23 protein-coding genes and 1 tRNA gene are annotated in these 22,544 nt (G+C 38.2%); 10 read left to right on the top strand and 14 right to left on the bottom strand.

All coding sequences use genetic code 11. The features are described 5' to 3' along the window. Positions 1-331: 331 nt before the first annotated feature. From PR725_RS16215 to PR725_RS16195, 5 genes are all read right to left on the bottom strand, one after another. Positions 332-895 (bottom strand): DNA-binding protein, encoded by a 564-nt coding sequence (locus PR725_RS16215; RefSeq protein ID WP_272569805.1) that lies wholly within the window; start codon positions 893-895, stop codon positions 332-334. Then, on the bottom strand, positions 895-2,031 hold the full coding sequence (locus PR725_RS16210) for an XRE family transcriptional regulator (protein WP_272569802.1): 1,137 nt from the start codon (positions 2,029-2,031) through the stop codon (positions 895-897). The genes PR725_RS16215 and PR725_RS16210 overlap by 1 nt, the downstream gene beginning before the upstream one ends. Positions 2,032-2,138: 107 nt before the next feature. Next, complete coding sequence (locus PR725_RS16205) at positions 2,139-2,426, bottom strand: hypothetical protein (RefSeq protein WP_272569800.1); 288 nt, start codon at positions 2,424-2,426, stop codon at positions 2,139-2,141. A gap of 688 nt (positions 2,427-3,114) precedes the next feature. Then, on the bottom strand, positions 3,115-3,687 hold the full coding sequence (locus PR725_RS16200; RefSeq protein ID WP_272569798.1) for a cytochrome b/b6 domain-containing protein: 573 nt from the start codon (positions 3,685-3,687) through the stop codon (positions 3,115-3,117). A 409-nt stretch (positions 3,688-4,096) separates the two neighbouring features. Next, a complete protein-coding gene (locus tag PR725_RS16195) occupies positions 4,097-4,285 on the bottom strand; it encodes a hypothetical protein (RefSeq protein ID WP_129765453.1) in 189 nt (62 codons plus the stop codon). A gap of 1,148 nt (positions 4,286-5,433) precedes the next feature. On the opposite strand from PR725_RS16195, the gene PR725_RS16190 reads away from it, so the two are divergent. Beyond that, positions 5,434-5,853: a hypothetical protein gene (locus PR725_RS16190; RefSeq protein WP_144140302.1), complete on the top strand. Its 420-nt coding sequence runs from the start codon at positions 5,434-5,436 to the stop codon at positions 5,851-5,853. Positions 5,854-6,769: 916 nt separating this feature from the next. On the opposite strand, the gene PR725_RS16185 is transcribed toward PR725_RS16190, so the two are convergent. From PR725_RS16185 to PR725_RS16175, 3 genes are all read right to left on the bottom strand, one after another. After that, entirely contained in the window at positions 6,770-7,171 is a 402-nt protein-coding gene (locus PR725_RS16185; protein WP_272569795.1) for a hypothetical protein, read from the bottom strand. Between the two features lie 214 nt (positions 7,172-7,385). Continuing rightward, positions 7,386-8,597 carry a tyrosine-type recombinase/integrase gene (locus PR725_RS16180; protein WP_008915269.1) on the bottom strand — a complete coding sequence of 404 codons (1,212 nt, stop codon included), beginning with the start codon at positions 8,595-8,597 and terminating at the stop codon, positions 7,386-7,388. A gap of 164 nt (positions 8,598-8,761) precedes the next feature. Continuing rightward, a tRNA-Ser gene (locus PR725_RS16175) sits at positions 8,762-8,849 on the bottom strand. A gap of 183 nt (positions 8,850-9,032) precedes the next feature. On the opposite strand from PR725_RS16175, the gene PR725_RS16170 reads away from it, so the two are divergent. Beyond that, positions 9,033-9,362 carry a TusE/DsrC/DsvC family sulfur relay protein gene (locus PR725_RS16170; RefSeq protein WP_004256090.1) on the top strand — a complete coding sequence of 110 codons (330 nt, stop codon included), beginning with the start codon at positions 9,033-9,035 and terminating at the stop codon, positions 9,360-9,362. Positions 9,363-9,369: 7 nt separating this feature from the next. Here the strand turns inward: PR725_RS16170 and PR725_RS16165 are convergent, their stop codons facing one another. After that, on the bottom strand, positions 9,370-9,648 hold the full coding sequence (locus PR725_RS16165; protein WP_184957450.1) for an acylphosphatase: 279 nt from the start codon (positions 9,646-9,648) through the stop codon (positions 9,370-9,372). A 219-nt stretch (positions 9,649-9,867) separates the two neighbouring features. On the opposite strand from PR725_RS16165, the gene hspQ reads away from it, so the two are divergent. Then, positions 9,868-10,188 (top strand): heat shock protein HspQ, encoded by a 321-nt coding sequence (gene hspQ / locus PR725_RS16160; RefSeq protein WP_181937016.1) that lies wholly within the window; start codon positions 9,868-9,870, stop codon positions 10,186-10,188. Between the two features lie 84 nt (positions 10,189-10,272). Here the strand turns inward: hspQ and PR725_RS16155 are convergent, their stop codons facing one another. Continuing rightward, a complete protein-coding gene (locus PR725_RS16155; protein ID WP_198634896.1) occupies positions 10,273-10,686 on the bottom strand; it encodes a CoA-binding protein in 414 nt (137 codons plus the stop codon). Between the two features lie 114 nt (positions 10,687-10,800). Between PR725_RS16155 and PR725_RS16150 the strand changes: the two genes are divergently transcribed. After that, the gene (locus tag PR725_RS16150; RefSeq protein ID WP_109911069.1) at positions 10,801-11,259 is read left to right on the top strand and encodes a methylglyoxal synthase; all 459 of its coding nucleotides are present in this window, start codon (positions 10,801-10,803) and stop codon (positions 11,257-11,259) included. Between the two features lie 55 nt (positions 11,260-11,314). Here the strand turns inward: PR725_RS16150 and helD are convergent, their stop codons facing one another. After that, positions 11,315-13,366 carry a DNA helicase IV gene (helD, locus tag PR725_RS16145; RefSeq protein WP_117162069.1) on the bottom strand — a complete coding sequence of 684 codons (2,052 nt, stop codon included), beginning with the start codon at positions 13,364-13,366 and terminating at the stop codon, positions 11,315-11,317. Between the two features lie 123 nt (positions 13,367-13,489). On the opposite strand from helD, the gene yccS reads away from it, so the two are divergent. Beyond that, positions 13,490-15,640, top strand: coding sequence for a YccS family putative transporter (gene yccS, locus PR725_RS16140; RefSeq protein ID WP_004909659.1), 2,151 nt, complete (start codon positions 13,490-13,492; stop codon positions 15,638-15,640). A 102-nt stretch (positions 15,641-15,742) separates the two neighbouring features. Here the strand turns inward: yccS and PR725_RS16135 are convergent, their stop codons facing one another. Beyond that, positions 15,743-16,357 (bottom strand): TfoX/Sxy family DNA transformation protein, encoded by a 615-nt coding sequence (locus PR725_RS16135; RefSeq protein ID WP_004909656.1) that lies wholly within the window; start codon positions 16,355-16,357, stop codon positions 15,743-15,745. 231 nt (positions 16,358-16,588) lie between these two features. On the opposite strand from PR725_RS16135, the gene sulA reads away from it, so the two are divergent. After that, positions 16,589-17,110: an SOS-induced cell division inhibitor SulA gene (gene sulA, locus PR725_RS16130; RefSeq protein ID WP_004909652.1), complete on the top strand. Its 522-nt coding sequence runs from the start codon at positions 16,589-16,591 to the stop codon at positions 17,108-17,110. Positions 17,111-17,465: 355 nt separating this feature from the next. Beyond that, complete coding sequence (gene ompA / locus PR725_RS16125) at positions 17,466-18,554, top strand: porin OmpA (protein WP_123382103.1); 1,089 nt, start codon at positions 17,466-17,468, stop codon at positions 18,552-18,554. 173 nt (positions 18,555-18,727) lie between these two features. Here the strand turns inward: ompA and matP are convergent, their stop codons facing one another. Further along, positions 18,728-19,195, bottom strand: a complete 468-nt coding sequence (matP, locus tag PR725_RS16120; protein WP_004909648.1) for a macrodomain Ter protein MatP — start codon at positions 19,193-19,195, stop codon at positions 18,728-18,730. A gap of 173 nt (positions 19,196-19,368) precedes the next feature. On the opposite strand from matP, the gene PR725_RS16115 reads away from it, so the two are divergent. From PR725_RS16115 to fabA, 3 genes are all read left to right on the top strand, one after another. Next, positions 19,369-19,545 (top strand): GhoT/OrtT family toxin, encoded by a 177-nt coding sequence (locus PR725_RS16115; RefSeq protein ID WP_004909646.1) that lies wholly within the window; start codon positions 19,369-19,371, stop codon positions 19,543-19,545. A 208-nt stretch (positions 19,546-19,753) separates the two neighbouring features. Then, positions 19,754-21,490: a Lon protease family protein gene (locus tag PR725_RS16110; protein ID WP_272569781.1), complete on the top strand. Its 1,737-nt coding sequence runs from the start codon at positions 19,754-19,756 to the stop codon at positions 21,488-21,490. Between the two features lie 96 nt (positions 21,491-21,586). Further along, positions 21,587-22,105, top strand: a complete 519-nt coding sequence (gene fabA, locus PR725_RS16105; protein ID WP_004909641.1) for a bifunctional 3-hydroxydecanoyl-ACP dehydratase/trans-2-decenoyl-ACP isomerase — start codon at positions 21,587-21,589, stop codon at positions 22,103-22,105. Positions 22,106-22,234: 129 nt separating this feature from the next. On the opposite strand, the gene rmf is transcribed toward fabA, so the two are convergent. Beyond that, positions 22,235-22,405: a ribosome modulation factor gene (gene rmf, locus PR725_RS16100; protein WP_004909639.1), complete on the bottom strand. Its 171-nt coding sequence runs from the start codon at positions 22,403-22,405 to the stop codon at positions 22,235-22,237. Positions 22,406-22,544: the final 139 nt, after the last annotated feature.

Raw genomic sequence — 22,544 nt, 5'->3', positions numbered from 1 at the left:
TGTGATTTAGTTGGAATGCTTGATTTACTTAGAATTGGAAGACTTTGGAAGATGTTGCTAGAAGTGGAGGAGGAGAGAGCCATACATAGTAATCAATACATTGATAATAAATAATTATTTAAATTCTAACTTTATAGATACCCCCAAATGTACCCCCTAATATTTTTGTCATGCCTGTTTTGAGGTGATTTTTAATCTCAATGTTAGCCTTACACTTTCCAGTAACATCATTGCATAAATATCATCAATGGCGATTTTATTGCATATAATGAAATGCCAACCAGAAATAACCTTATCCGTATTTATTCACTGCTTTTTTCATGCTTTGCTATTAAGCTGAGAGGAGTAGCTCAGGGAAGTGTTTTTTTATATCGCGATGATAATTTGATGGATAATCTCTATTATAATTCCAATACATGCACAACGCTTGTATTTTGCTAAGATTTATATGACTACAATCAACCATTAATTTTAATAGATCAATTGTTGACATCGTTACAGCATCAAAAACTGATGCTAACTCAATCATATCTTGATCATCTGTCACAACAGGTATATTCAGCTCTAAAGAATAAGCTATATATTTTACATCAACAGGAGATGGTCCTGGTAAATCGCTAAGAACATAGTCCCAAAGATACTCTTCTGTCTGTTTTATGCTATTTTTCGCTTTTCTTCCTACAGTTGGAAACTTAGATCTATTACCAACAAAATCAGCTTCGTGTACCCATGGGAATTTACTTTGAAACTTATTGTTATTTAATTCTTTATTTAATTCAGGTAATACATATAAGCAATATTCATCTTTTCCGAATATAGTAAACAATAATGGATGAATATTTTCAGCCATTCGTAGATAAGAGTTAGTATCAACTAATATTTTCTTTTGAGCCATTACACTAACTCAGAATAAATACTACGTGCGTCTAAAGGAGATAAATCTAACACAGACTGAATAAAGCTAGCACCTTTACCTTTTTCTTTAATATACTTTGAAATAAGAGAAAATATAGGTGTTTCAAATCCCTCTTCTGCTATCTTTATAAAATCTGAAGATAACGCACAAGCATCTTTATCTCTATTAGTAAATAAAGCCTCACTGAAGTTTGGATATTTTTTATTGAAATTAGTGACAGCACCATAAAAGGATTTACTGAATTCAATTTTCTCTTTACCAGAATGAACCGCAAATTTATTTAATTGCTGATAGACTGTAATTGGAGATATAACATATTTATCAGCCCACTCCAGTATTTTAGAAATTCTATCTGTATTAGATTGTAGCTTGACTATACCATCGTAAGCTTTACTACATACCTTATCAGGAAAAAGTATATGAGACGCAAAAGCATCTGCAAAATCCTCTGCATCATCACCATCTAAACTTGGAGACAAGCAATGCCCTAATTCATGTGACATCCAAAATTTAAAATCATGAATATTAGTATCAAGATTTAAATACACCCACGTTGTTTTACTATCAGGGAGATAAATATGTATTGCGTTCTCATGTCTATTTTTGCTACCCCATAGAACGGGAATGATTACAGTCTGCAGAGACTTAAACCTTTTAATTAAATGTTGAAAGGTAATAACTGTATCATCATCAATACCTATATCTTTTCTAACTTTCGAAGTTACCTGACATAAATACGAGTAATCGCAATTTGGTTTTTTTAGTGTTGGTGGAACTTCTAATGTATCAAAAGGAAGATACTCAGTTAATTGCTTAAGTAGATAACCAATTGACTGGGCTTTCTCAACATGAAAATCCTTTGTTTTAGTTCCTTTCATCTTGCGGAAAGCAACCCTTGGCATATCATTGTCGGTAGATATTACTAACTCTTTTACATTTAAGTTTAGTAACTTACCTAGTTGAAGTAATTTATTGGGTCTTGGGAAAACCTTTTCATTTATCCATTGAGATACAGCCTCTTTGGAAACAGACAGGGCATTAGCCACAGAAGTCTGTGTCATCCCTTTTTCTTGCATTGCAAGATTTAATTGCTCAATATTTAGCTTCTTTTGCATGATTCTATAATATTTCAAAATCAAGTTTTGTCAAGTTTAGAGGTAATAGTTAACTGAATATTACCACATTACGCTAATTCTAATGTCAGTATTGATACTAACTTTTACTAACAGGTAACTATCTGCGCCCCTGTTAGCTGATAACCATTAAACCATTCATAGCGACCTGTAGCCGTGACTTTGTTTCCTTTCTGGCAGGTCATAAGCTCCAGCGCGTTAATATCGAATGCCACTATCTTTAATGGGTACGGGCTACGCTTGTCACTCTCAGCCTGAATAGTCATTGTGACCATAACTTTACCTGTAGCTGTTTTAACCCTCTCAGGGGCTTTTGTTACCGTTCCTGATGTGGTGATCCTGATTGATTTTGCTTTTCTCATTTCTGGTTTATTCATCTTGATACCATCACAATATAAGCTATTGGTTAAAATAAAATGCTGATGGGACTCTGGAAGATTGGGTAATAATTCCAATTTCTAGGGGTGATCTAAACGTCAATTTATCCATGATGATACGGGATAATCCCGTATGTAGATATAAGCTGTTGATTATACTTAATTCCGTTAAATCGACGGAATCAAAATATAACTAATTGATAACGTTTAATTCTGTCACAAAACCAGATTAACGCTCATTGGTCATCGCTTCAGCGACCAATGGTAAGAGGTGGCAACACATTGTTTTCATTACTAACGGTCAAATTGACCACCTGAAGCCTTAGCGTAACCTTAGTGTTAGTTTCCATTTGCTAAAGTCCGTTTTCACTGGAAACCATTGTGGAAACCTCGCCGTAATCTCGCCCTGATTCCTTACCGTAACCTTACCGTTATCGGCTTAACCCTCCCCGTAACATCCCCGTTTAACCTTGCCGTAATCTTGCCGTTTAATCGTGTTATACGGACCGTAATAGGACCGTTATTTTAGCTTTAGTCATTCATGTTCAGAGTAGATAAGCTATTGATTTACTAAGTAACGCATATTTGCGTCACGGTAACTTATTAGCATCTACAGATTGCAAAAAAATATCATTTAATGAATATGGGCGACTAATCACCCATATTGCCAATGAGGTATCAAGCAAACCTATTTATTTTTACTTTTTTTCCAAATTATAAAATGAATAATCCCTAAACCACCGTGACCATAAATATAAATCTCAATTAAAATTGTGAGTGATTTATGAATACTTCTAGCCTCTAAAGCAAGTGGTGACTGCTGTAACCATAGAATAAACCATGCAATACCAGACAAAATAACAATTGATAAAGCACCTAACCCTAACCCTTGAACTGTCGCGGCAAGCCCTTTAGGTAAGCTGTCTGGTAGCTTTTTAGCTAAAAGAGAGTTTATATCTTCTTTGATTTGCTTAAAGTCCCCCCAGAGATAGGGATAAAAATATCTAAACCCTCGCTGGTTAAAACATAACACGACTAAAAAGAACGTTAAGAAAAAAAGCACAAAACCTGAAACGATATGAATCCAAGTGAATAAATAAGTCTCGTCAAAAAACGGAACAACTACTGACTTAGTTCCCGTCATCCAATTACTCACAATGATTTGTGATATTACCAAAAGTAGAATTAACGCATGTAAAATTCTTATTTTTTTAGTCTGATAAAGCCCAAAAAAATCCCAAATCGATTTTAATATGCTCACAATGCTTCACCTTTTTTATAATATTTCTCACAGACACAATTTAATAGCTTATAACACTCTTGTTTATGGCTTTAAGTCCTAAGCGTAGAATATTTTATATGAAATATAGTTCACATCTACCAATTAATTACGACCATCCTTTTAAGATGATTACATTTATCGTTATGAGATGTTTTTATTATCAGTATGAAATTAATATTCAGAGGACAAAATTGTCCTGTGGGTATCGCAATGCTTATTTGCATTGTGGTTACTTTTGGTGGTTACCAAAGTGGTTACTTTTATCTCATGGCCATGATTAGAATATTGCCAGCCAGTGACGAGCCTCCAATTTCAGAGCCTCATGACTCCTTAATCTCAAGGAGTCCTATTTAACCGCCTTAAGTACCCTTGATATCAAGGCAACCTATTATCGTTTTGGTGCTGGCTTAGTCCATTGGTAGGTTGGTGCTGTCATTCTCCGCCTATGACGCTCTTTAGCCTGCATTGTCTGCGCTACACCTGTTCTAATTGCTAACCTATCGCGTCCGTTAAGTGATTGCCCTTGCTGGTGGGCTAACTCCATCATAACGGCTTCTATTGCTTCACGTTGTAACATGGCTATACCTCAAAGGTGTTGTGATTATCGCTATACCTTGATTGTGCTGAACTGGAACAATCAAAGGCTATCAATCCACTAGCATAAAACATGCTGTTTTGCTGGCAACCAGAGTGGCAACCGTCAAAATGGCAACCACGCGCACAGGTTAAAATACGCTACCTCATGGCTAACCCAAAGTGACGGTCTCGGAAAAATCAATGGGTTATGTTTCACAGTGGCAACCAAGTTATATCCGTCAAGACTAGTCAAAACTTATTACCCTTGTTTTGCTGCGTACCATTCTGCGTACTTTTCCACAACATCATGATTTTATTTAATTATAGCGAAATGCGAGAATTAAACACATACCTACTGCGTACCTACTTGGTTTTGAACGGGGCTTATAAATTTCTTTGGCGTGATGACAAGTTTTGACAAGTTTTCGACCACAACAATTAACAACATTTACTTTGTTCTCATGTCAGGTTTTGTCAGGTTCCCATGTCTGGTTTTGTCTGGTTCTGATGTCAACAATTGTCAACATTCAGCGGATGGAGTATCCAGTAAAATATAGCCTTTTCGGTGGATACCAAAACGGATACCTTACAATCACTATAACAACACCATAGTACCACCGTGGTTTATATTAGTACCATTTTGGTACGTTATTGCTGCGATTCTTTTTGATATCAAAATAGCTACACCGTGATTTTCGAGTAGTTAGCTGTACTGGCTAATATTTAGCTACTTTGGCTAAAGGCACTAATTTGTGGTTTTTATATGAGAGCTTCATTTCAAGCCGTCCTTAGTACCAAGGGTAGCATTTCAACTGTCACCCTTTCCGACTATGGCCATAATCACAATCGTTAACCCTCCTCAATTTTGAGGGCACTGTTTCTATTGACAAATACAGGCTCAAAAATGAGCCGATTGATTCTATTGGTAAAATTAGACTGTGCTCAAATTTGAGCTTTGCTATGCATTCAGTTAGTTACAAGGCGCAATAATACGCTTTGCTTGTTTTACAGTAAGTTACCCTGACTTTGTTATATTAAGTTATACAATTACTCGTTAAATCCACCAGCAATTTTATATTTTCTAATCTGTATAACAGTGTTATACGCTGATATAATAAGCACTCACTGAGCTAATAACGGACTATTATCATGAGTAAATCTAATCTTATTGCCTTTCGTCTACCTGCTGAACTACAAGCCCTGTTTAATGATGCTGTATCGAACTCTGGTAGCGATAAAACATCGTGGATAGTCTCAGCTATCAAAGAGAAGTTAAACCGACCAGACAGCAACCCTGACGCTCGTATGCTATCGCTAGTAGAACGCCTAGAATCGTCTGTGGCGTCTTTGATTGCTGGAAAGGCAGATATCCCACCGTATACCTATAATGAGTCTGCTGTCGTTTCTGTGGTTAATTTGGTGCTATCAGAGGGCATAGATAACGGGCGCGTTATCGCTGAACGAATTAATGAGGCTGGATATCAAACTAAAGGCGGTAAAGCGTGGGATAAGGATATTTATTCAGCGTGGAAGCGTCACAAGGATATAGCAGGGAAACTGAGTAGCTAATTACCCCCGTAAAACTTGGTATTCAACTGCGCATTAAACCTTAGCATTTCTTAGCATCTAGTGCGCAATTTACCGATACATTCCGATACATATCAAACTGTGAATGATTACTAAGTTTTACTAAGTTTTACTAAGTTCAAAGTGTAGTTTTATGTAGTAGTAAACTGCGAACAACCTTAACATTTCTCAACAATGAACCATAACAATTGATAACAGGCCATCATTGAACAAAGCCAGACAGAAAGCGGCTTTAATACTACATTCCACCTCATGGCCAACTGCGAAACTCGCACTTTTGTTCGCAATTTTCAAACTGCGAATTCGCAATTCTGTGCGCAGTTTTAGTGCGCAATTTTGGCATCAATGCGCAATTTCATTAGATACAAAATACTATTTATTTATCAATGCGTTAATTACTAACGACTCACATTAACTATTTAGCGTTTTTGCGCAATAACCTCTAGTTTTCCCTAGTAGCAAGGCTAGTTTTGGCTAGTAGTAAAATATTAATGGCGTGAGGTTTCGTGAGGTGGTACTGCGTGAAAATACGTTATCAAATGTTATCATCCAAACGTTTACAATTGTTAACACATACCTTATCAAACCTTATCATTTACCCTAAGAAACCTTAAGATTTCATCTGAATTAACGTTAAGAATTGTTAAGATTTAATGTCTATATTTGTCGCTAATTCAACCCTTTTTATGGACTCCGAAAACTCTTGCTACGATGTCCGAAAACTAGCCGCTAACGTGTCCGATAATTCCGTCTAGCGTGTGTAAAAACTCCCGTTCTAAGATGTGTAAAAACTATCTAACAGCCTTTGCCAACGTGCCCGAAAATCATCATTCTTAGCGTGTCACTAAATCGTCAAAGGTTTATAGTCTCGCACGCGCACGTACTGTTGCATAAATCATCAAAGTTCACGCTGTAGCTTCTCAATGATTGCTTGCCTCACAAACTCCGCACGATTACCCGTAGGCAAAGCTGACCACAAACTAGAAACTCTCATGATTTGATTATCAATAGGTGTGGCGTGAGGTACTAATGTATTAGGTAATATTGGCTCTTGGCTTAATAACTTGCGATTATCGGAAAGAGCTGTTTCTGTTTCAGACAAAACATAAGAAAGCGGCCTATCTGTAATGTCTACAGCCCTAACAAAAACTGGGGTATGAAAAAAAACTGAGGGTCTTATTACGCCATCAGCAATCAATCGCGCAACATCAGATAATCTAATCTCATTTTTTAATTTCTTACTTAAAAAACGAGATGTTTCTTTAAGTGTTAGCCATTTTCGGCTAGCTAATATATCCACGCCTCACTCCCTGAGTTATCTGTGGTCTACTGTCATCCATTAAGAAATACTAAAGTAAAGTGTATAGTATATCTGCGTATTATCAAGTGAACTAATTGGATGGTTCTTGTGGATAAGTTAGTTGATATTTTAAATATTTACTGCAATAACAGTTCATTACAAAACAAAAAACCAGACATTTTATTATCTGGTTCTGTATGCGACTGCTGGTGACTTAAGCACGTTTAAAGTTGCCGTGGACAACATTATCCCCGTTCTCTAATGCCCCCATATAATCAGCGTACCATTGAAGCATTTCTCTACGCCCATCAATATACTGAGCATGGTTATACGTTCCACGAATAGAGTTTTTATCAACATGCGCTAGCTGTGTCTCAATCCATGCAGTGTTATAGCCTTGCTCATGTAAGATGGTGCTCATTGTGTGTCTGAAGCCGTGGCCTGTGGCTCTGCCGCTGTAGCCCATGCGCCTAATCATCGTATTCAATGCCATATCTGATATATGCTTTCTATAATCAGTACGGCTAGGGAATATATATTGATAGCTGCCACTGATTGGATGTATCTGTTTCAGTAAATCAATAACCTGCTCTGATAGTGGAACAATATGAGGGCGGCGCATCTTCATTTTTTCAGCTGGTATTTCCCATACCCCAGTATCAAAGTTAATTTCTGACCATTCCGCCTTTCTCAATTCGCCTGGTCGAACTCCAGTTAAAATAAGCACCCTTAGCGCCACTCTAACAATCTGGCTCCCCATATACTTATCTATAGAAGAAAGAAACTCTGGTAATTCACTAACTGAAAGATGGGCGTAGTGCTCACGCTTATGTGGTACAAAGGCACTGGCTAAATCTGGCGCAGGGTTATACTCTGCCCTACCAGTAATAATGGCGTACTTCCATACCTCGCCACAACGTTGACGCACTTTCTTTAGCTTCTCGGTTGCTCCGCGCTTTTCCATAATAGAAAGTACTTCGAGTAATTCCATAGGTTTGATTTCAGCAATCGGGCGATTACCTATATAAGGAAAGACGTCTTTTTCGAATGCGTCCATCATGTCATCACGATAACCAACAGACCAGCGATCCTTTCTTCCCTCATACCATTCAAGGGCGATATTTTTAAAAGTGTTTACACTGTCAATCTTTGAGGCTTGCTTTTGTTCTTTGCGTTGTTGGTTTGGGTCAATTCCATCCGCCAGCAATCTCTTTGCATCATCTCGCTTTCTTCTCGCATCAGCTAGTGTAACGGTTGGATAAATTCCAATAGCTAAAAGTTTCTCTTTGCCATCGATTCGGTATTTTAACCGCCAATACTTTCCGCCATTAGTTTTAACCAATAGATACAGTCCACCGCCATCAGATAGTTTGTAGTCTTTTTCTTTAGGCTTACTGGAATCAATTTGTTTAACTGTTAGCTTCATTTGGGGGTACTCAAATCATGGGGTATAAATGTACCCCCATATGTACCACCTAAAGGGGGTAGTTTTCAATAGACGTTAGTAGACGTTGGAATAATGGGATTTAGTTAGAATGCTTGATTTACTTGGGATTGGAAGACTTTAGTAGACTTGATTGTAAGTGAATATGGCGGAGGAGGAGAGATTCGAACTCTCGGATGGTTTCCCATCGGCGGTTTTCAAGACCGCTGCCTTCAGCCGCTCGGCCACCCCTCCGCAATGACGTGCACTATAAACATCCTCTCATTGGATGTAAACCCCTAATTTGATCATTCGCTTTAAAAATATACGTCTTTCATACTGTTAGATGAAAATATCGACATTCTAACGACTTTACTTGGGTTATATCCCAATTTTTGCTAAATTTACGTTCTAATTTTATTTGAGTTGAATAAGAGTATGTTGGTTTTTAATAATCAAGAAATAGAAACAGATGCGCAAGGTTACCTGCTTGATAGCCAACAATGGAGTGAAGAATTAATCCCTTTACTCGCGCAGCAAGAAGATATTGAAATTACTAATGAACACCTAGAAATTATCCGTTTCGTCAGGAATTTCTACTTGGAATTTAATACCTCACCGGCTATCCGTATGTTGGTTAAAGCAGTTTCTCAACAATTTGGGGAAGAAAAAGGCAATAGCCGCTATTTATACCGGCTATTTCCAAAAGGCCCAGCTAAGCAAGCCACTAAACTTGCTGGCCTGCCAAAACCGGTGAAATGTATTTAATTTCTTGCTAATAGCGGACACTAAAATCCGCTATTGGCTCAGCTTTCCAATTTTCGGTGAAAAAATGGTCTATCTTTGCTCCCGGAGGACCACCCGCTTTCAGCCAGTCATCAACAAACTCAATATCTTGCTCTGAGCCATAAACAGCTAACTTAACGCTGCCGTCATCCCGGTTACACACAAAGCCTTTTATGCCATTCTGATTAGCCCAATGATAGGTTTGGTAACGAAACCCAACCCCTTGAACACGACCATAAATATAAAAATAACGACCTGATGCAGTCATGTGAGCCTCCATTGTCAGAGCATATTGTATTGATACCTTCTTTTAACAGTTGTTTTTTATTCATTGAACAGATAATCTGCTAAATGAGGCACTGCTTTTGATAGTTACGTATAAAGACAGTGTATTGCGTTATTGATAATTGTCCATATCTTAGCTTGAAAACGCGTAGCACTGCCCATATATAGTTTGAAGTATAAGCAAGGCTTTTAGGAGGTCGCTATGATGATCACCAGTAAATATGGAATCGGGCAACAAGTTAGACACAAACTTCTCGGCTACTTAGGCGTTGTTGTAGATGTAGACGCTGAGTATTCGCTCGAACAACCACATGATGATGATATTGCCGCTAACAGCACACTACGCGATCTACCTTGGTATCATGTTGTTATGGAAGATGACAATGGGGATGCTGTTCATACTTATTTGGCCGAAGCTCAAATTACCTATGAAACCGCAGAAGACCATCCAGAACAACCATCAATGGATGAACTAGCGGAATCAATAAGGTCTCAGTTGCAAGCACCTCGCCTTCGCAACTAACCTGCAAATATCGATATTGTTATTTATGAACGCAACCGTAAAGCAGCTAACTAGCTGCTTTACTTTTTAACGCTAAAATGTAGTTTATTTTTCAAGGCCTAATGCAGGGATTTCTTGTTTTGGGCATTTATCCATAACAAACTGTAAACCTGCCTGCAAAGCAATTTTTTGCGCTTCTTCGCTAATCACGCCTTTTTGTAACCACAAAACTTTAGCTTTTACTTCTACCGCTTCCCTGGCTACTCCTACTGCAGCTTCTGCATTACGAAATACATCGACCATATCAATAGGAACAGGTATATCACTAAGCTTTTCGTATACAAGCTGCCCTAATAAAGTTTGCCCTACCAATTTTGGGCTCACTGGAATAACGGTATAACCTTGGCGCAAAAGATATTCCATAACTTCATAACTTGGCCTATTTGTCTTATCACTCGCCCCGACTAAAGCGATAGTTCGGACACTCTTTAAAATTTCAGCAATTTCTTGATCTCTCATCAAAATATCTCCCAAAATCTATAAACTATTCATTAGCATTATGATATATGTTGTATATCTTTGCTCATTCAATTTTTAAAGATGTCTATCTCGCATCTTATTTAAGGGAATATCATGGAATCAACTACCCGTAAAATTACAGCCTCAAAAAATATTGCTTTGGTTGCCCATGACCACTGTAAACCCTCATTATTATCTTGGACTAAGAAAAACAATGAACGGCTTCAAACTCACAATTTATATGCAACAGGAACAACCGGTAATTTAATTAACCAGCACACTGGATTGCCAGTCACCAGTATGTTAAGCGGCCCAATGGGGGGAGACCAACAAATTGGTTCAATGATTGCGGAACAAAAAATCGACCTATTGATTTTCTTCTGGGACCCTCTTAATGCAGTACCTCATGACCCAGATGTTAAAGCTTTGCTGCGCTTAGCCACAGTATGGAATATTCCTGTCGCAACCAACCCTGCAACTGCTGATTTTTTAATTACTTCCACCTATTTTGATAATGCGATAGACATTGTTATTCCTGATTACCAAAGCTACTTAACTAAACGAACTAACTAATCTATCAATATTAAGCGCCACAACATTCTGGCGCTTAATACAAAATAAGATTACCTTACGGTTTCTTTTGCTTTGGAACACCCAATTGCTTGAGTTCATCAACAAATTCTGACGGCTTTTCTGGATGATAAAGCAACCAAACTTGCTGCTTAGCCCGTGTTAATGCAACATATAGCAAACGTCTTTCTTCTGCATGGTCAAAATCTTCTGGCTTAGGCAGTAATGCTTGCTCAATAATTGATTCTCGCGCAGGAGCAGGGAAACCATCCTTTCCACTATTCAAACCACAAATTATCACATGGTCTGCTTGCTGCCCTTTTGAGGCATGAATAGTCATAAACTGAATATTTAATTTTGGCCAACGGGTCTTGGCTTTACCTAATATATTAGGTTTTAAATAATGATAGCGAGCGAGCACTAATATCGTTTCATCATCAAGAACATAACCACTCATTTTATCCAACAAACGTTCCAGTGCATCTTCATACAGAAGAATAACGGATTTTTTATTTCCTTTAGTTAAGCTATTCAATGGCTTATCTAACTGCATAGGGTTTTGTAAAATAAACTGATTAGCAACCTCACCTATACGCTCATTAAAACGATAAGTTGTGTCTAAAGCGCAAAGTTCTCCAATACCAAAGTTATGTTCAAACGATGTGGTTAAGTCTAATTCTGCACCACTAAACCGGTAGATAGCTTGCCAATCATCTCCAACAGCAAATAACGTCGTTTGCTTATTCTGCTTGCGTAGTACTTGCAATAACTTAGCGCGAAGAGGAGAAATATCTTGAAACTCATCAACTAAAATATGTTTCCATGGGCTAATAAAACGCCCTTTTTCTAGAATATTGATGGCCTGATGAATTAATCCTGAAAAATCAATTGCACCTTCATCTTTCAATGCGCTTTTCCACGCTTTCAATAACGGCGCCATTAAACGAATACGTTTTTGGAAAAGATCTCTTATTTCTTCCGCTGCATTCTCAATCATGTCCTTCTGGCTACCACCATGCATACGCATTAAACTTAGCCAACGGTCTAACCGAGTAGCGACTTTAGTGCTAATTTTTTCGTCTTTCCAGAATTCACCGTCTGGAATTTCCCATTGTAACTCTTCAGAAAGCCATTCTCGCCACCCTTTTGCTTGCGCTTTCTTAGCCGAACATTGTTCCCGCCATTCATTTAATAATAATGTATGCCGTTTTTGAGTATCTGTTTCTAACTCACTAATCACTGGCGATTTTTTGCTACCTTCACGAATAATGTGTAAAGCAAGAGCATGAAAAGTTTTTGCTTCAATATCTTGTTGTAGGCGTGAGTGAATACGTTCGTTCATTTCATCCGCAGCTTTACGACCAAAAGCCAGCAAGAGAATTTGTTCTGGTTTTACCAAACCTCGCAAGATAAGCCAACCCGCTCTAGCGACTAGGACTGATGTTTTACCACTTCCAGCCCCCGCCAGCACTAATACATTATCCTCACCATTGATCACAGATAAGGACTGAGAATAATTGAGAGGTGATGTTTCTACTTGCTGGAAAAAATCGTGATAACGAACTAAAACAGACTCACACCAATAGTCATTAATTTGTTTTCGACATTCTTGGCTGTTATTTAGCCAATTCAGGCATTCTTGATACTGTGATGCACAATTTTCAAACAATGAAATGCGTGCTAAAGGCATAGGCAATGATGAGAACTTTTGTGATATTTTATCCTTTATTTCAGCCAATTGATGTAATGTCAACCAATGATCTTGCTGAGTCAATTGTTCAATCGTATTAACTAACTCAGTCAATACATGAGCACTGATTTGACTCATTTCAGTGCTCCATTGCTGCCATTTTTCATTTAAATAATGGTAAAAGCGCTGAGTTTGTTTCCATTCCGTGCCATGTAAACGAACAACCTGTTCATTCACAATTTCAAATTCTAACTCCCCCCAAACAATCCCTCTCTTACAACGAAGATCAATGAGTTCATTAAATGGGATAAGATATTGGTGGTTTTCACCACTGACTTCAATACCTGCGTTGAGTAAGCGAACCCGATTGTAGGGATGCTGAGCCAGACGCTGTCCAATCTGTGTTGATTTCAGTTCCATACGTCCTGCACCTGAGAAAATCAATGACAAAAATACGGTTGGCTTGATTCCAAACGGTTTTTTATTCCTTGCAAACAAGCTATCCTATATAGATTAAGGCTTGTCTTACCTTTGAGGTACTTTGTGTTAACACTGCTTACCAGTTATCGTCGTGTGCTATATAACAGCCATATTTTATATTATATCCGAATATTTATAGCCCTGACAGGCGCAACCTTAGTGCCATGGTTGTTAGGTCAAGAGCCTAAAATCACCATCCCACTCACATTGGGTGTCGTTGCTGCAGCACTAACTGACTTAGATGATAGGCTAACTGGTAGAATAAAAAATTTAATTATTACACTTTTTTGTTTTTTTATTGCATCCGTTTCTATTGAACTCCTTTTTCCCTATCCTTTATTTTTCTTTTTTGGCCTCGCATTTTCTACGTGTGGCTTTATTCTTCTTGGTGCTTTAGGACAGCGATACGCTACCATCGCATTTGGTGCACTATTAATTGCCATTTATACCATGCTCGGCGTACCCATTTTTGATACTTGGTACCAACAACCCGCATTATTACTGACAGGGGCAATTTGGTATAATATTTTAACCTTGATTGGGCATATTTTATTTCCTGTAAGGCCATTGCAAGATGCAATAACCCAATGTTATCAGCAACTTTCAGCTTATTTAGACGCAAAAGCTAACTTATTTGATCCTGATTTAGAAGATGACTACCAACGCTCTGTTTATGATTTAGCATTAGTAAACAGCCACTTGGTTAGCACCATGAACCAAGCAAAAATTGCATTATTGAGTCGATTAAAAGGGGATCGGGGACAAAAAGGTACACGAAATTCGCTACAATATTATTTTGTTGCTCAAGACATTCACGAACGAGCAAGTTCATCCCACATACAATATCAACAGCTTAGCCGCACTTTACGTCACTGTGATATTTTATTTCGTTTCCAACGCCTATTAACCATGCAAGCGAGAGCCTGCCAACAAGTTGCTCAATCTGTTTTATGGCGTAAACAATACCAACATAATCCTCGTTTTGAACGTACCTTCGCTTACATTGAAAAATCGCTACAGCTACTAAAACAGCAATCGCCTGAGCTTCATGAAATTAAAGCCCTGTATAACCTACTTAAAAACTTAAAAGGAATTGATGTTCAACTTAAAGGCCTGAGCCTTGAGCAAAGTGCATGGCAGCAAAATAATAAACAGGTAGAGCAGTTATCTGATGAATCGTTATCCGGTATTAGTGATATTATTTCGCGGGTTAAGCACCATTTAACGCCAAAATCATCTTTATTTCGCCATGCAGTAAGAATGTCAATTCTCCTTTGTACTGGCTATATTATTATCCAACTATTTGATATGGAAAGAGGATATTGGATATTACTCACTAGCTTATTTGTATGCCAACCTAACTACAGCGCCACTAAACGCCGCTTAGCCCTTCGCATAATAGGAACTATTGTTGGTATTCTCATTGGTTTACCTTTGCTGAATTTAATCCCCTCAATGGAAGGGCAACTTACGCTAATCGTTATTTCTGGCTTACTGTTTTTTATGTTTCGCAGTAGCCAATATGCCCAAGCAACATTATTCATCACACTTCTCGTTTTGTTTTGTTTTAACCTATTGGGCGAAGGGTTTGATGTTGCACTTCCACGGATCATTGACACATTAATTGGTTGTTTTATTGCATTACTTGCCGTTAGCTTTATTTGGCCAGATTGGAAATTCCGCCAACTCCCCCAAGTCATTCAAAAAACCATGGATAGCAACTGCCGTTATTTAGATGCTATTTTGCAGCAGTACTACCAAGGTAAAGACAACCGCCTTGAGTACCGAGTTGCACGTAGAGACGCACACAATAATGATGCAGAGTTTGCATCGATTGTTTCCAATATGGCTTCTGACCCTAAGTCTTATCGAATCACCCAAGAACAAGCTTTTCGCCTTCTTTGCTTAAACCATACTTTACTCAGTTATATTTCAGCATTAGGTGCGCACCGTGAAAAAATGCAAAATGAAAGTAATCTTTCATTACTCAACGATGCTATTTGCTATGTTGAATCATCCTTGCAAATCACAACCATTGACCCACTAGTTATCGATGAAAAATCAGATAAACTTCGCCATAGTCTATTACACCGCATAGATTATATTTCAACCAGTGATGACGAAAAAACGTTGCTTATCATGGAGCAAACTAAGTTATTGCTTGAACTAATACCTGAGATACGGCAAATCATTCGCACTATCAGTGCAACATAAATATACCGATGAGCGGGTATAAAATTCTAAATACCCACTCATCTTCATATAGCGTATATGTAATATTGATTATATTAATAGTAAAAGTCGTTTTCAGTGAGTTTAGGCTGACGTCAACTCAAAACTATTATACCAAGCAATTAGCTCTTGTTTGATATCCTTAGGCAAAACAGCACTATGACACCCTTCTATTGCAGCTGCTAAGCCAATCAGTAGCTTGATACTGGGGTTATTCCTACCATGTTTTTTTAGCTTCATAAAACAAGCCTTTGCGCCCATCATGCGCAAATCGTCAACATGAGATACGCCAATTTTCCCTAGAGCACGCTCAACTGACATATTCATATTGGGTAAATCTTTTATACGCATGGTCATTGATTGCTTTTGTTTTAATTCCTCGATAGCTGAACGGTAAGCCAACTCAATATATTGGAGAAACAAAACTTCGTCATGCCAAACTTGTTCCGAAAGTTGATAGTACCGCATTTCCAATGGAATACCTTTTTTACTATAAACTAACCGATTAAACCCTAACGCTTCAAAGTGGCTCCTCGCTACTAAACAACCTCGTAAATAAAAACATTCATCAAGTACCAGCCCCACAATTGCATCATCGACTAGTAAACAAAATCCACCAAAATGATTTTTACGTTTTAATGCGCCAAATTGACTTAACAAACCGGATAAATAAAAAATTTTTTCTTCTTCTAACAACATTACCAAACTCCTTTTTGGGTATGCTCAATTTTCATCCTTTAGAAAATTAATTTTATAATTTCTTTTTTTACAGATAATTACGCGTAACCAATTTTGAGAGTTTCCATAAAAAATGCCAAGAAGAATGCGGAGAAAAACAACAAAGTTGCGAAGCGCTTTGAAAAAATAGTCTTGATATTGGATGGATATACAGTTACTGTATGTTCATACAGCATTGTAACGAGGTAAATTATGAGCATCTATTCTTGGAACAACTCAACAGAACATTCTCTTAATAATTACGCACAATCAATCCCTGCTACAGGGCTTACCAATAGCTCTATACAACAAGGTATGGTGAGCGAACTTGTTTACGATGAAAAACACCCTATTATGGATTATATTTTATTACCAATGCTTCGTCAGTTTGGGGTTCAATCACGCTGGTTACTTTGGCTAACTCCAAATAAAAGGCTAAGTAAACACTGGTTAGAACAATCAGGTATACCTACTCATAAAGTTATGCAATTAAATCATATGGAAGATATCACTACGATTGATGCTATGGAAAAAGCACTAAGAAGTGGTAATTATAGTGTAGTTCTAGGGTGGCTACCGGAAATAAGCGAGCAAGATTTTGTTCGCTTACAATATGCAGCTCAAGAAGGTCGTTCTATCGGTTTAATTATGCGCCCACAAGAAACATATAATATGGTTAGCACACATGCAGGACAGCCAAACCACTTAAAAATTCACTCAAATCATTATCACTAGCTAAGATTAAGAATTTTCTTACTAAATTTAACCTTTAGAAATATTTATCTCTAAAGTTAAATTAAAAGTATTGTAGATCAATCAGATAGATAAAAAATAATCATTACGAAAAATATACATATCTCTCTGATTTATACACTAAAAAAATACTTTTTTTAACGATTATTGCTCACTCTACTTGTATCTTTTTAAGTTCGTTGTAGACTTTAGCTTGTTCGGCTTATGGCATTATTTTTTTACTTTTATTATTTTTTTGTAGATAATGTCTGCGAAACCTAGCAAGTAAATTAAACCAATGGCATATAATAAGGCTCAGCGAAGCCAAGCCAATATTGGATGATAACGAGGCGTAAAAATGAAAAAAACAGCTATCGCAGTAGCAGTGGCAGTAGCAGCTTTTGCAACCGTTGCACAAGCAGCTCCAAAAGATAACACTTGGTATACCGGTGCTAAATTAGGTTGGTCTCACTATGAAGACACTAGCCTGAACCCAGCAAAAACTGGTACAGACTATGCAGGTTGGGGCACTGTTGGTAACAGCACTGACCGTGACACAATCGGTGCAGGTGCCTACGCTGGTTACCAATATAACCAATACTTAGGCTTTGAGCTAGGCTACGATTGGTTCGGTAAAATGAAATACAAAGGCGCTGGTAACAGCGGTGACCTGAAATCTATGGGTGTTTCATTAACTACCAAATTAAGCTATCCAATCATTGATGACTTAGACGTTTACACTCGTTTAGGTGGTATGGTTTACCGTACTGAAGCTAAAGCTCACCAAAATGGCGAACGTTTCAAAGAAACTGACACTGGCGTTGCACCTGTATACGCATTGGGTCTTGAGTACGCAATCACTCCAGAGTGGGCGACTCGTTTAGACTACCAATGGGTTAGCAACTTAGGTGACAAAGACAATATCGGTACTCGTCCAGACAACGGCATGCTGAGCGTTGGTGTTGCTTACCGCTTTGGTCAAGAAGATGCACCTGTAATTGCTCCAGCTCCAGTTGTTGAGCCAGCACCAGTTGTTGAAAACAAACGCTTTACTCTGCGTTCAGACGTTCTGTTTAACTTCAACAAAGCTAGCCTGAAACCAGAAGGTCAGCAAGCTCTGAACGAACTGTATAACGAACTGAGCAGCATCGACCCAACTCAAGGTCGCGTACTGGTAGTTGGTTTCACTGACCGTATCGGTTCACAAAACTACAACCTGCCACTGTCACAAAAACGTGCTCAGTCTGTAGTTGACTACTTAGTTGCTAAAGGTGTTCCAGCTAGCGCAATCGCTGCAGAAGGCCGTGGTAAAGAAGATCCAGTAACTGGTAACAAATGTGACGATGTTAAAGGCCGTGCTGCTCTGATCGAGTGTTTAGCGCCAGACCGTCGCGTTGAAATCGAAATCCAAGGTACAACTGAAGTTGTAACTCAACCAGGTGCTTAATTCTTAGCCCTAGTTTGAATTTCGAACTGAACAAAAAAACCCCAATTAATATTGGGGTTTTTTTTTACTATTAGAATAATAGGAACGATATAAAAATTCACTTTAAAATAAATATCTCGTAATAAAAGCATACTACTTGAATACATACAACAGTAATGAGCCGCTAACCTTTGTTAATTATCCTTTTCCTTTGACGTCCCGAGGATCGCTTGTAAATCTTGCTTTAATGAGCTCATCTGGCTTTCGTATTTATCTTTATGTTCTGCATCTTCAATCAACTGAATAATAGTTTCAGACAACGTTTTATTACGCTTCACTGCAAGATTAGACAAACGCTGCCACACCGAAAAATTTAAATCTATTGATTTCTTACGTGTATGGGGATGCTCTGCATTAAAATGACGTTTACGCCTCGCTCGAATACTCTGTTTCATTCGATTATCAAGCTCAGGATTCATATGCAAAGTGATCCACTTTAGTACATCAATCGGTCTATTTTCCATTTTTAGCAGCAAGTCTATCGCTTCTTTTTCTGCGCTTCTTTCTATATAACGGGTAATAGCTTCACCACCTCTTGCTTTATTGACGAGGTATTCCCATTTCCAGCCACATTCAAGATTTTCAAGCTGCTGATATTTCATAATTTTTCCTGAAGAAAATTGAACCTATCTTTATATTAGCAAGATTATAAACAAAATACTCAAGCAGATATTCGATTTAGTAGAATATTCACTTTTTCAGTAAAGAAGACAACCTACCCTTGTGAAAATAGTGTACAATCTGCCCCTATCTGTTAACAAATTAATAAAACTGCATGTCCACATTTGAATACATACTCGTCATCTATGGGATTGGCGGAGTATGCGCAATGCTATTTACCTTACTCGTTACAAAAGACCCTAACTGTTTTATGCGTTTACTGAGCGCCATACTAATTGGTTTAACTTGGCCAATGACACTACCTATTGTGTTTATGTTTTCGTTATTCTAGTCGATAATTCAACAATTATTGCTGCAAGATTGCCTATCAAAGGCTAATATAACAGGCTTGCCCATTGGGTAATGAATTAGCCTGAATTTTGTTTATAAAACAAACAATGTTATTTAGCAAATTTATTAAATAAACCTTGTTCAGGCATATACGCCCAGCTTATTGGCAGGCATTTTATTTATAACCCTATTAATAGCAGATAATTATAGTGATCAGTCAAGAACTAACATGGCAAGGCCTAATTCCTAACTTATCGTCATTTCAGACGAAATTTGTATCTTCAGAAACGTTGCCCCCTGCAATTTTGTCAGACATTCAGCCTAGGCTGTCTGATGGCATACAACATTTTGTTGATGAATTTGCCCAAACACGCTTTATGTTTATCAAGTCTGATGAAAGTGAGACATATCTTAGCCTTTATGTTAATGCAATTACCCCCCTGCTAGCAGAGATCAACACCATTGATGGTGATTATCAGTTATCTGAAGATAACCGACTTTTTCAGTGGAAAAATGGTGTTAAAAGCCGTTTTTCTTCTCGTGAAAAAATCGCTTACCGTAATTGGATAGAACCTGAACAATTATTCGGCTATGTCACCCCGTCCTTGAATTTAGTGCCTGGCTTACTTCATCAAATCAATGGCGGCATATTAGTTATCGCAGCTAGTGCATTAATTAGCCAGCCTTTAATGTGGGCTCGCCTAAAAAATATGGTTAACCGTCAACAACTTGAATGGTTACCTTATTCTGAAAATCAACCTTTACCAATTGAAATTGAGCCACACCCCTTAGAACTTAAAGTTATTATTGTTGGTGACCGACTCGCTTTAGAAGAATTTGAATTTACAGCACCGGAGCTATTTAGCTGCGCTATTTATGGCGAATATGAGCCTATTATGTTCTTCGAGGATGAAGAGCAATTGGCCTTATGGATGCGTTACATAAAATCCATTATTGATTCGAATAAACTACCGAATATTTCGCCTGAAGGTTGGCTTCCTTTTATCCAACAAGCTGTACGTTACTGTGAAGATAAATTTAATCTTCCTCTTGATATTCTTTGGTTAGTTCGATCTCTTGTCGATGCCAGCCATTACCATGTTAACCATTTGCTAACTCAAGAGTCATTTAATCAAGCAAACGAGAATCGCCAATGGCGCCACAGTTTTCTTGCTGAACGTACTCAAGATGATATTTTACAAGAACAAATCTTTGTTAAAACCGAAGGTGAAGTTATCGGCCAAGTCAATGGTTTGTCTGTTTTGCAATACCCGGGGCACCCTGATGCCATTGGTGAACCTTCGCGAATCACCTGTGTTGCACATTTAGGAGATGGTGAATTTACCGATGTAGAACGTAAAGCCGACCTAGGCGGTAATATTCATGCCAAAGGCATGATGATCATGCAAGCCTATTTAAATTACGAGCTTAAATTAGAACAACCTCAGCCTTTTTCCGCCTCTATCGTCTTTGAGCAATCCTATGGTGAAGTTGATGGTGATAGCGCATCGCTCGCAGAGCTGTGTGCTTTAATTAGTGCATTAGCTCTACAACCTATTGATCAGCAAATTGCCATCACCGGTGCGGTTGACCAATTTGGTTATGTCCAACCTATTGGTGGCGTAAACGAGAAAATTGAAGGCTTCTTCGATATCTGTGAAAAACGAGGATTAACTGGCAGCCAAGGTGTCATCATCCCAATGGCAAATGTGCGCCATTTATGCACCAAGTCTGCTGTCGTTGAAGCAGTACAAGAAGGCCAGTTCCATATTTGGCCTGTTGAACATGTTGCCCAAGCCATTACTTTACTCACTAAGCAGCCTTACTTTGAACAACAAGCTGAAGAGGAAAATGTACACCTGTTAGCTTTAATTCAAGAACGAATCAACCAAGCTAACTCACCTGATAAAGCTAGACTCCCTTGGTTCTTAAAATGGATGAGTTGAGTAAAGATTGCGTAAAAAATAGCAGATCGGAGTTGTTCAGCGTACAAGTGTACGCTATCCTGTAGCCCTACACATAATAAAGGCTATCTTAAGAACATGGTTGAGAAACGCGGATCCTACACAAAAGATGATTTAATTGCTTCTGGTAAAGGCGAGTTATTTGGAGAAAATGGTCCTCCATTGCCATCAGGAAACATGTTGATGATGGATCGTATCGTCAGTATGACTGAAGATGGCGGTACATTTAACAAAGGTTATGTGGAAGCTGAACTGGATATTAATCCAGACCTTTGGTTCTTTGGCTGCCACTTTACAAACGACCCTGTCATGCCAGGCTGTTTAGGCCTTGATGCAATGTGGCAGTTAGTTGGCTTCTACCTTGGCTGGCTCGGCGGTGAAGGTAAAGGGCGTGCATTAGGCGTTGGTGAAGTTAAATTCACTGGCCAAGTTCTCCCTACTGCGAAAAAAGTCACTTATCGCATTAGCTTTAAACGCGTGATCAATCGTAAGCTGATTATGGGTTTAGCTGACGGTGAAGTATTAGTTGATGGTAAATTAATTTATACTGCAACAGACTTAAAAGTGGGTCTTTTTAAAGACACGAGCGCATTCTAAGCTTTGAAATGCAAACCTCCGCAATGGCGGAGGTTCTTAAATTGATTGATCTCTTTAACTTGAAAACCCAAAAATACGCAAGAAAATCAGTACAGGCTATTTAACCTAAAGGATCAAAGAATATGGGGATTATACTACCGCTACGGTTCGGTCCTCCATCGCCTTTCGCCAACCACCTAGCCAATGCGACCGAGCATCTACTGCTTGATATGGGCACAGCTCTTTAGAGCGCCCTGCTAAACCTGCTTGATAACCTCTTGATAAAGCTCTTTCTAAACGGTCTCGTTTCTGTCTTTTCATGCCTTACTTCCCTCATCATTTAAATGGAAAAGAAAACAGCACCTACTATTTTTTAATAGGTACTCTATAGAAATAGCGCCCGTTGATAAAAAAATCAAGTAAAGATTTTCATATATTTGTCATAAATAGCATAAATGTG

The organism is Providencia sp. PROV255, from assembly GCF_028478065.1.
GTDB classification, from domain to species: Bacteria; Pseudomonadota; Gammaproteobacteria; order Enterobacterales; family Enterobacteriaceae; genus Providencia; species Providencia rettgeri.
The sequence above is the reverse complement of the archived record's forward strand: the minus strand, read 5'-3'. Positions and strand labels throughout refer to the sequence as shown.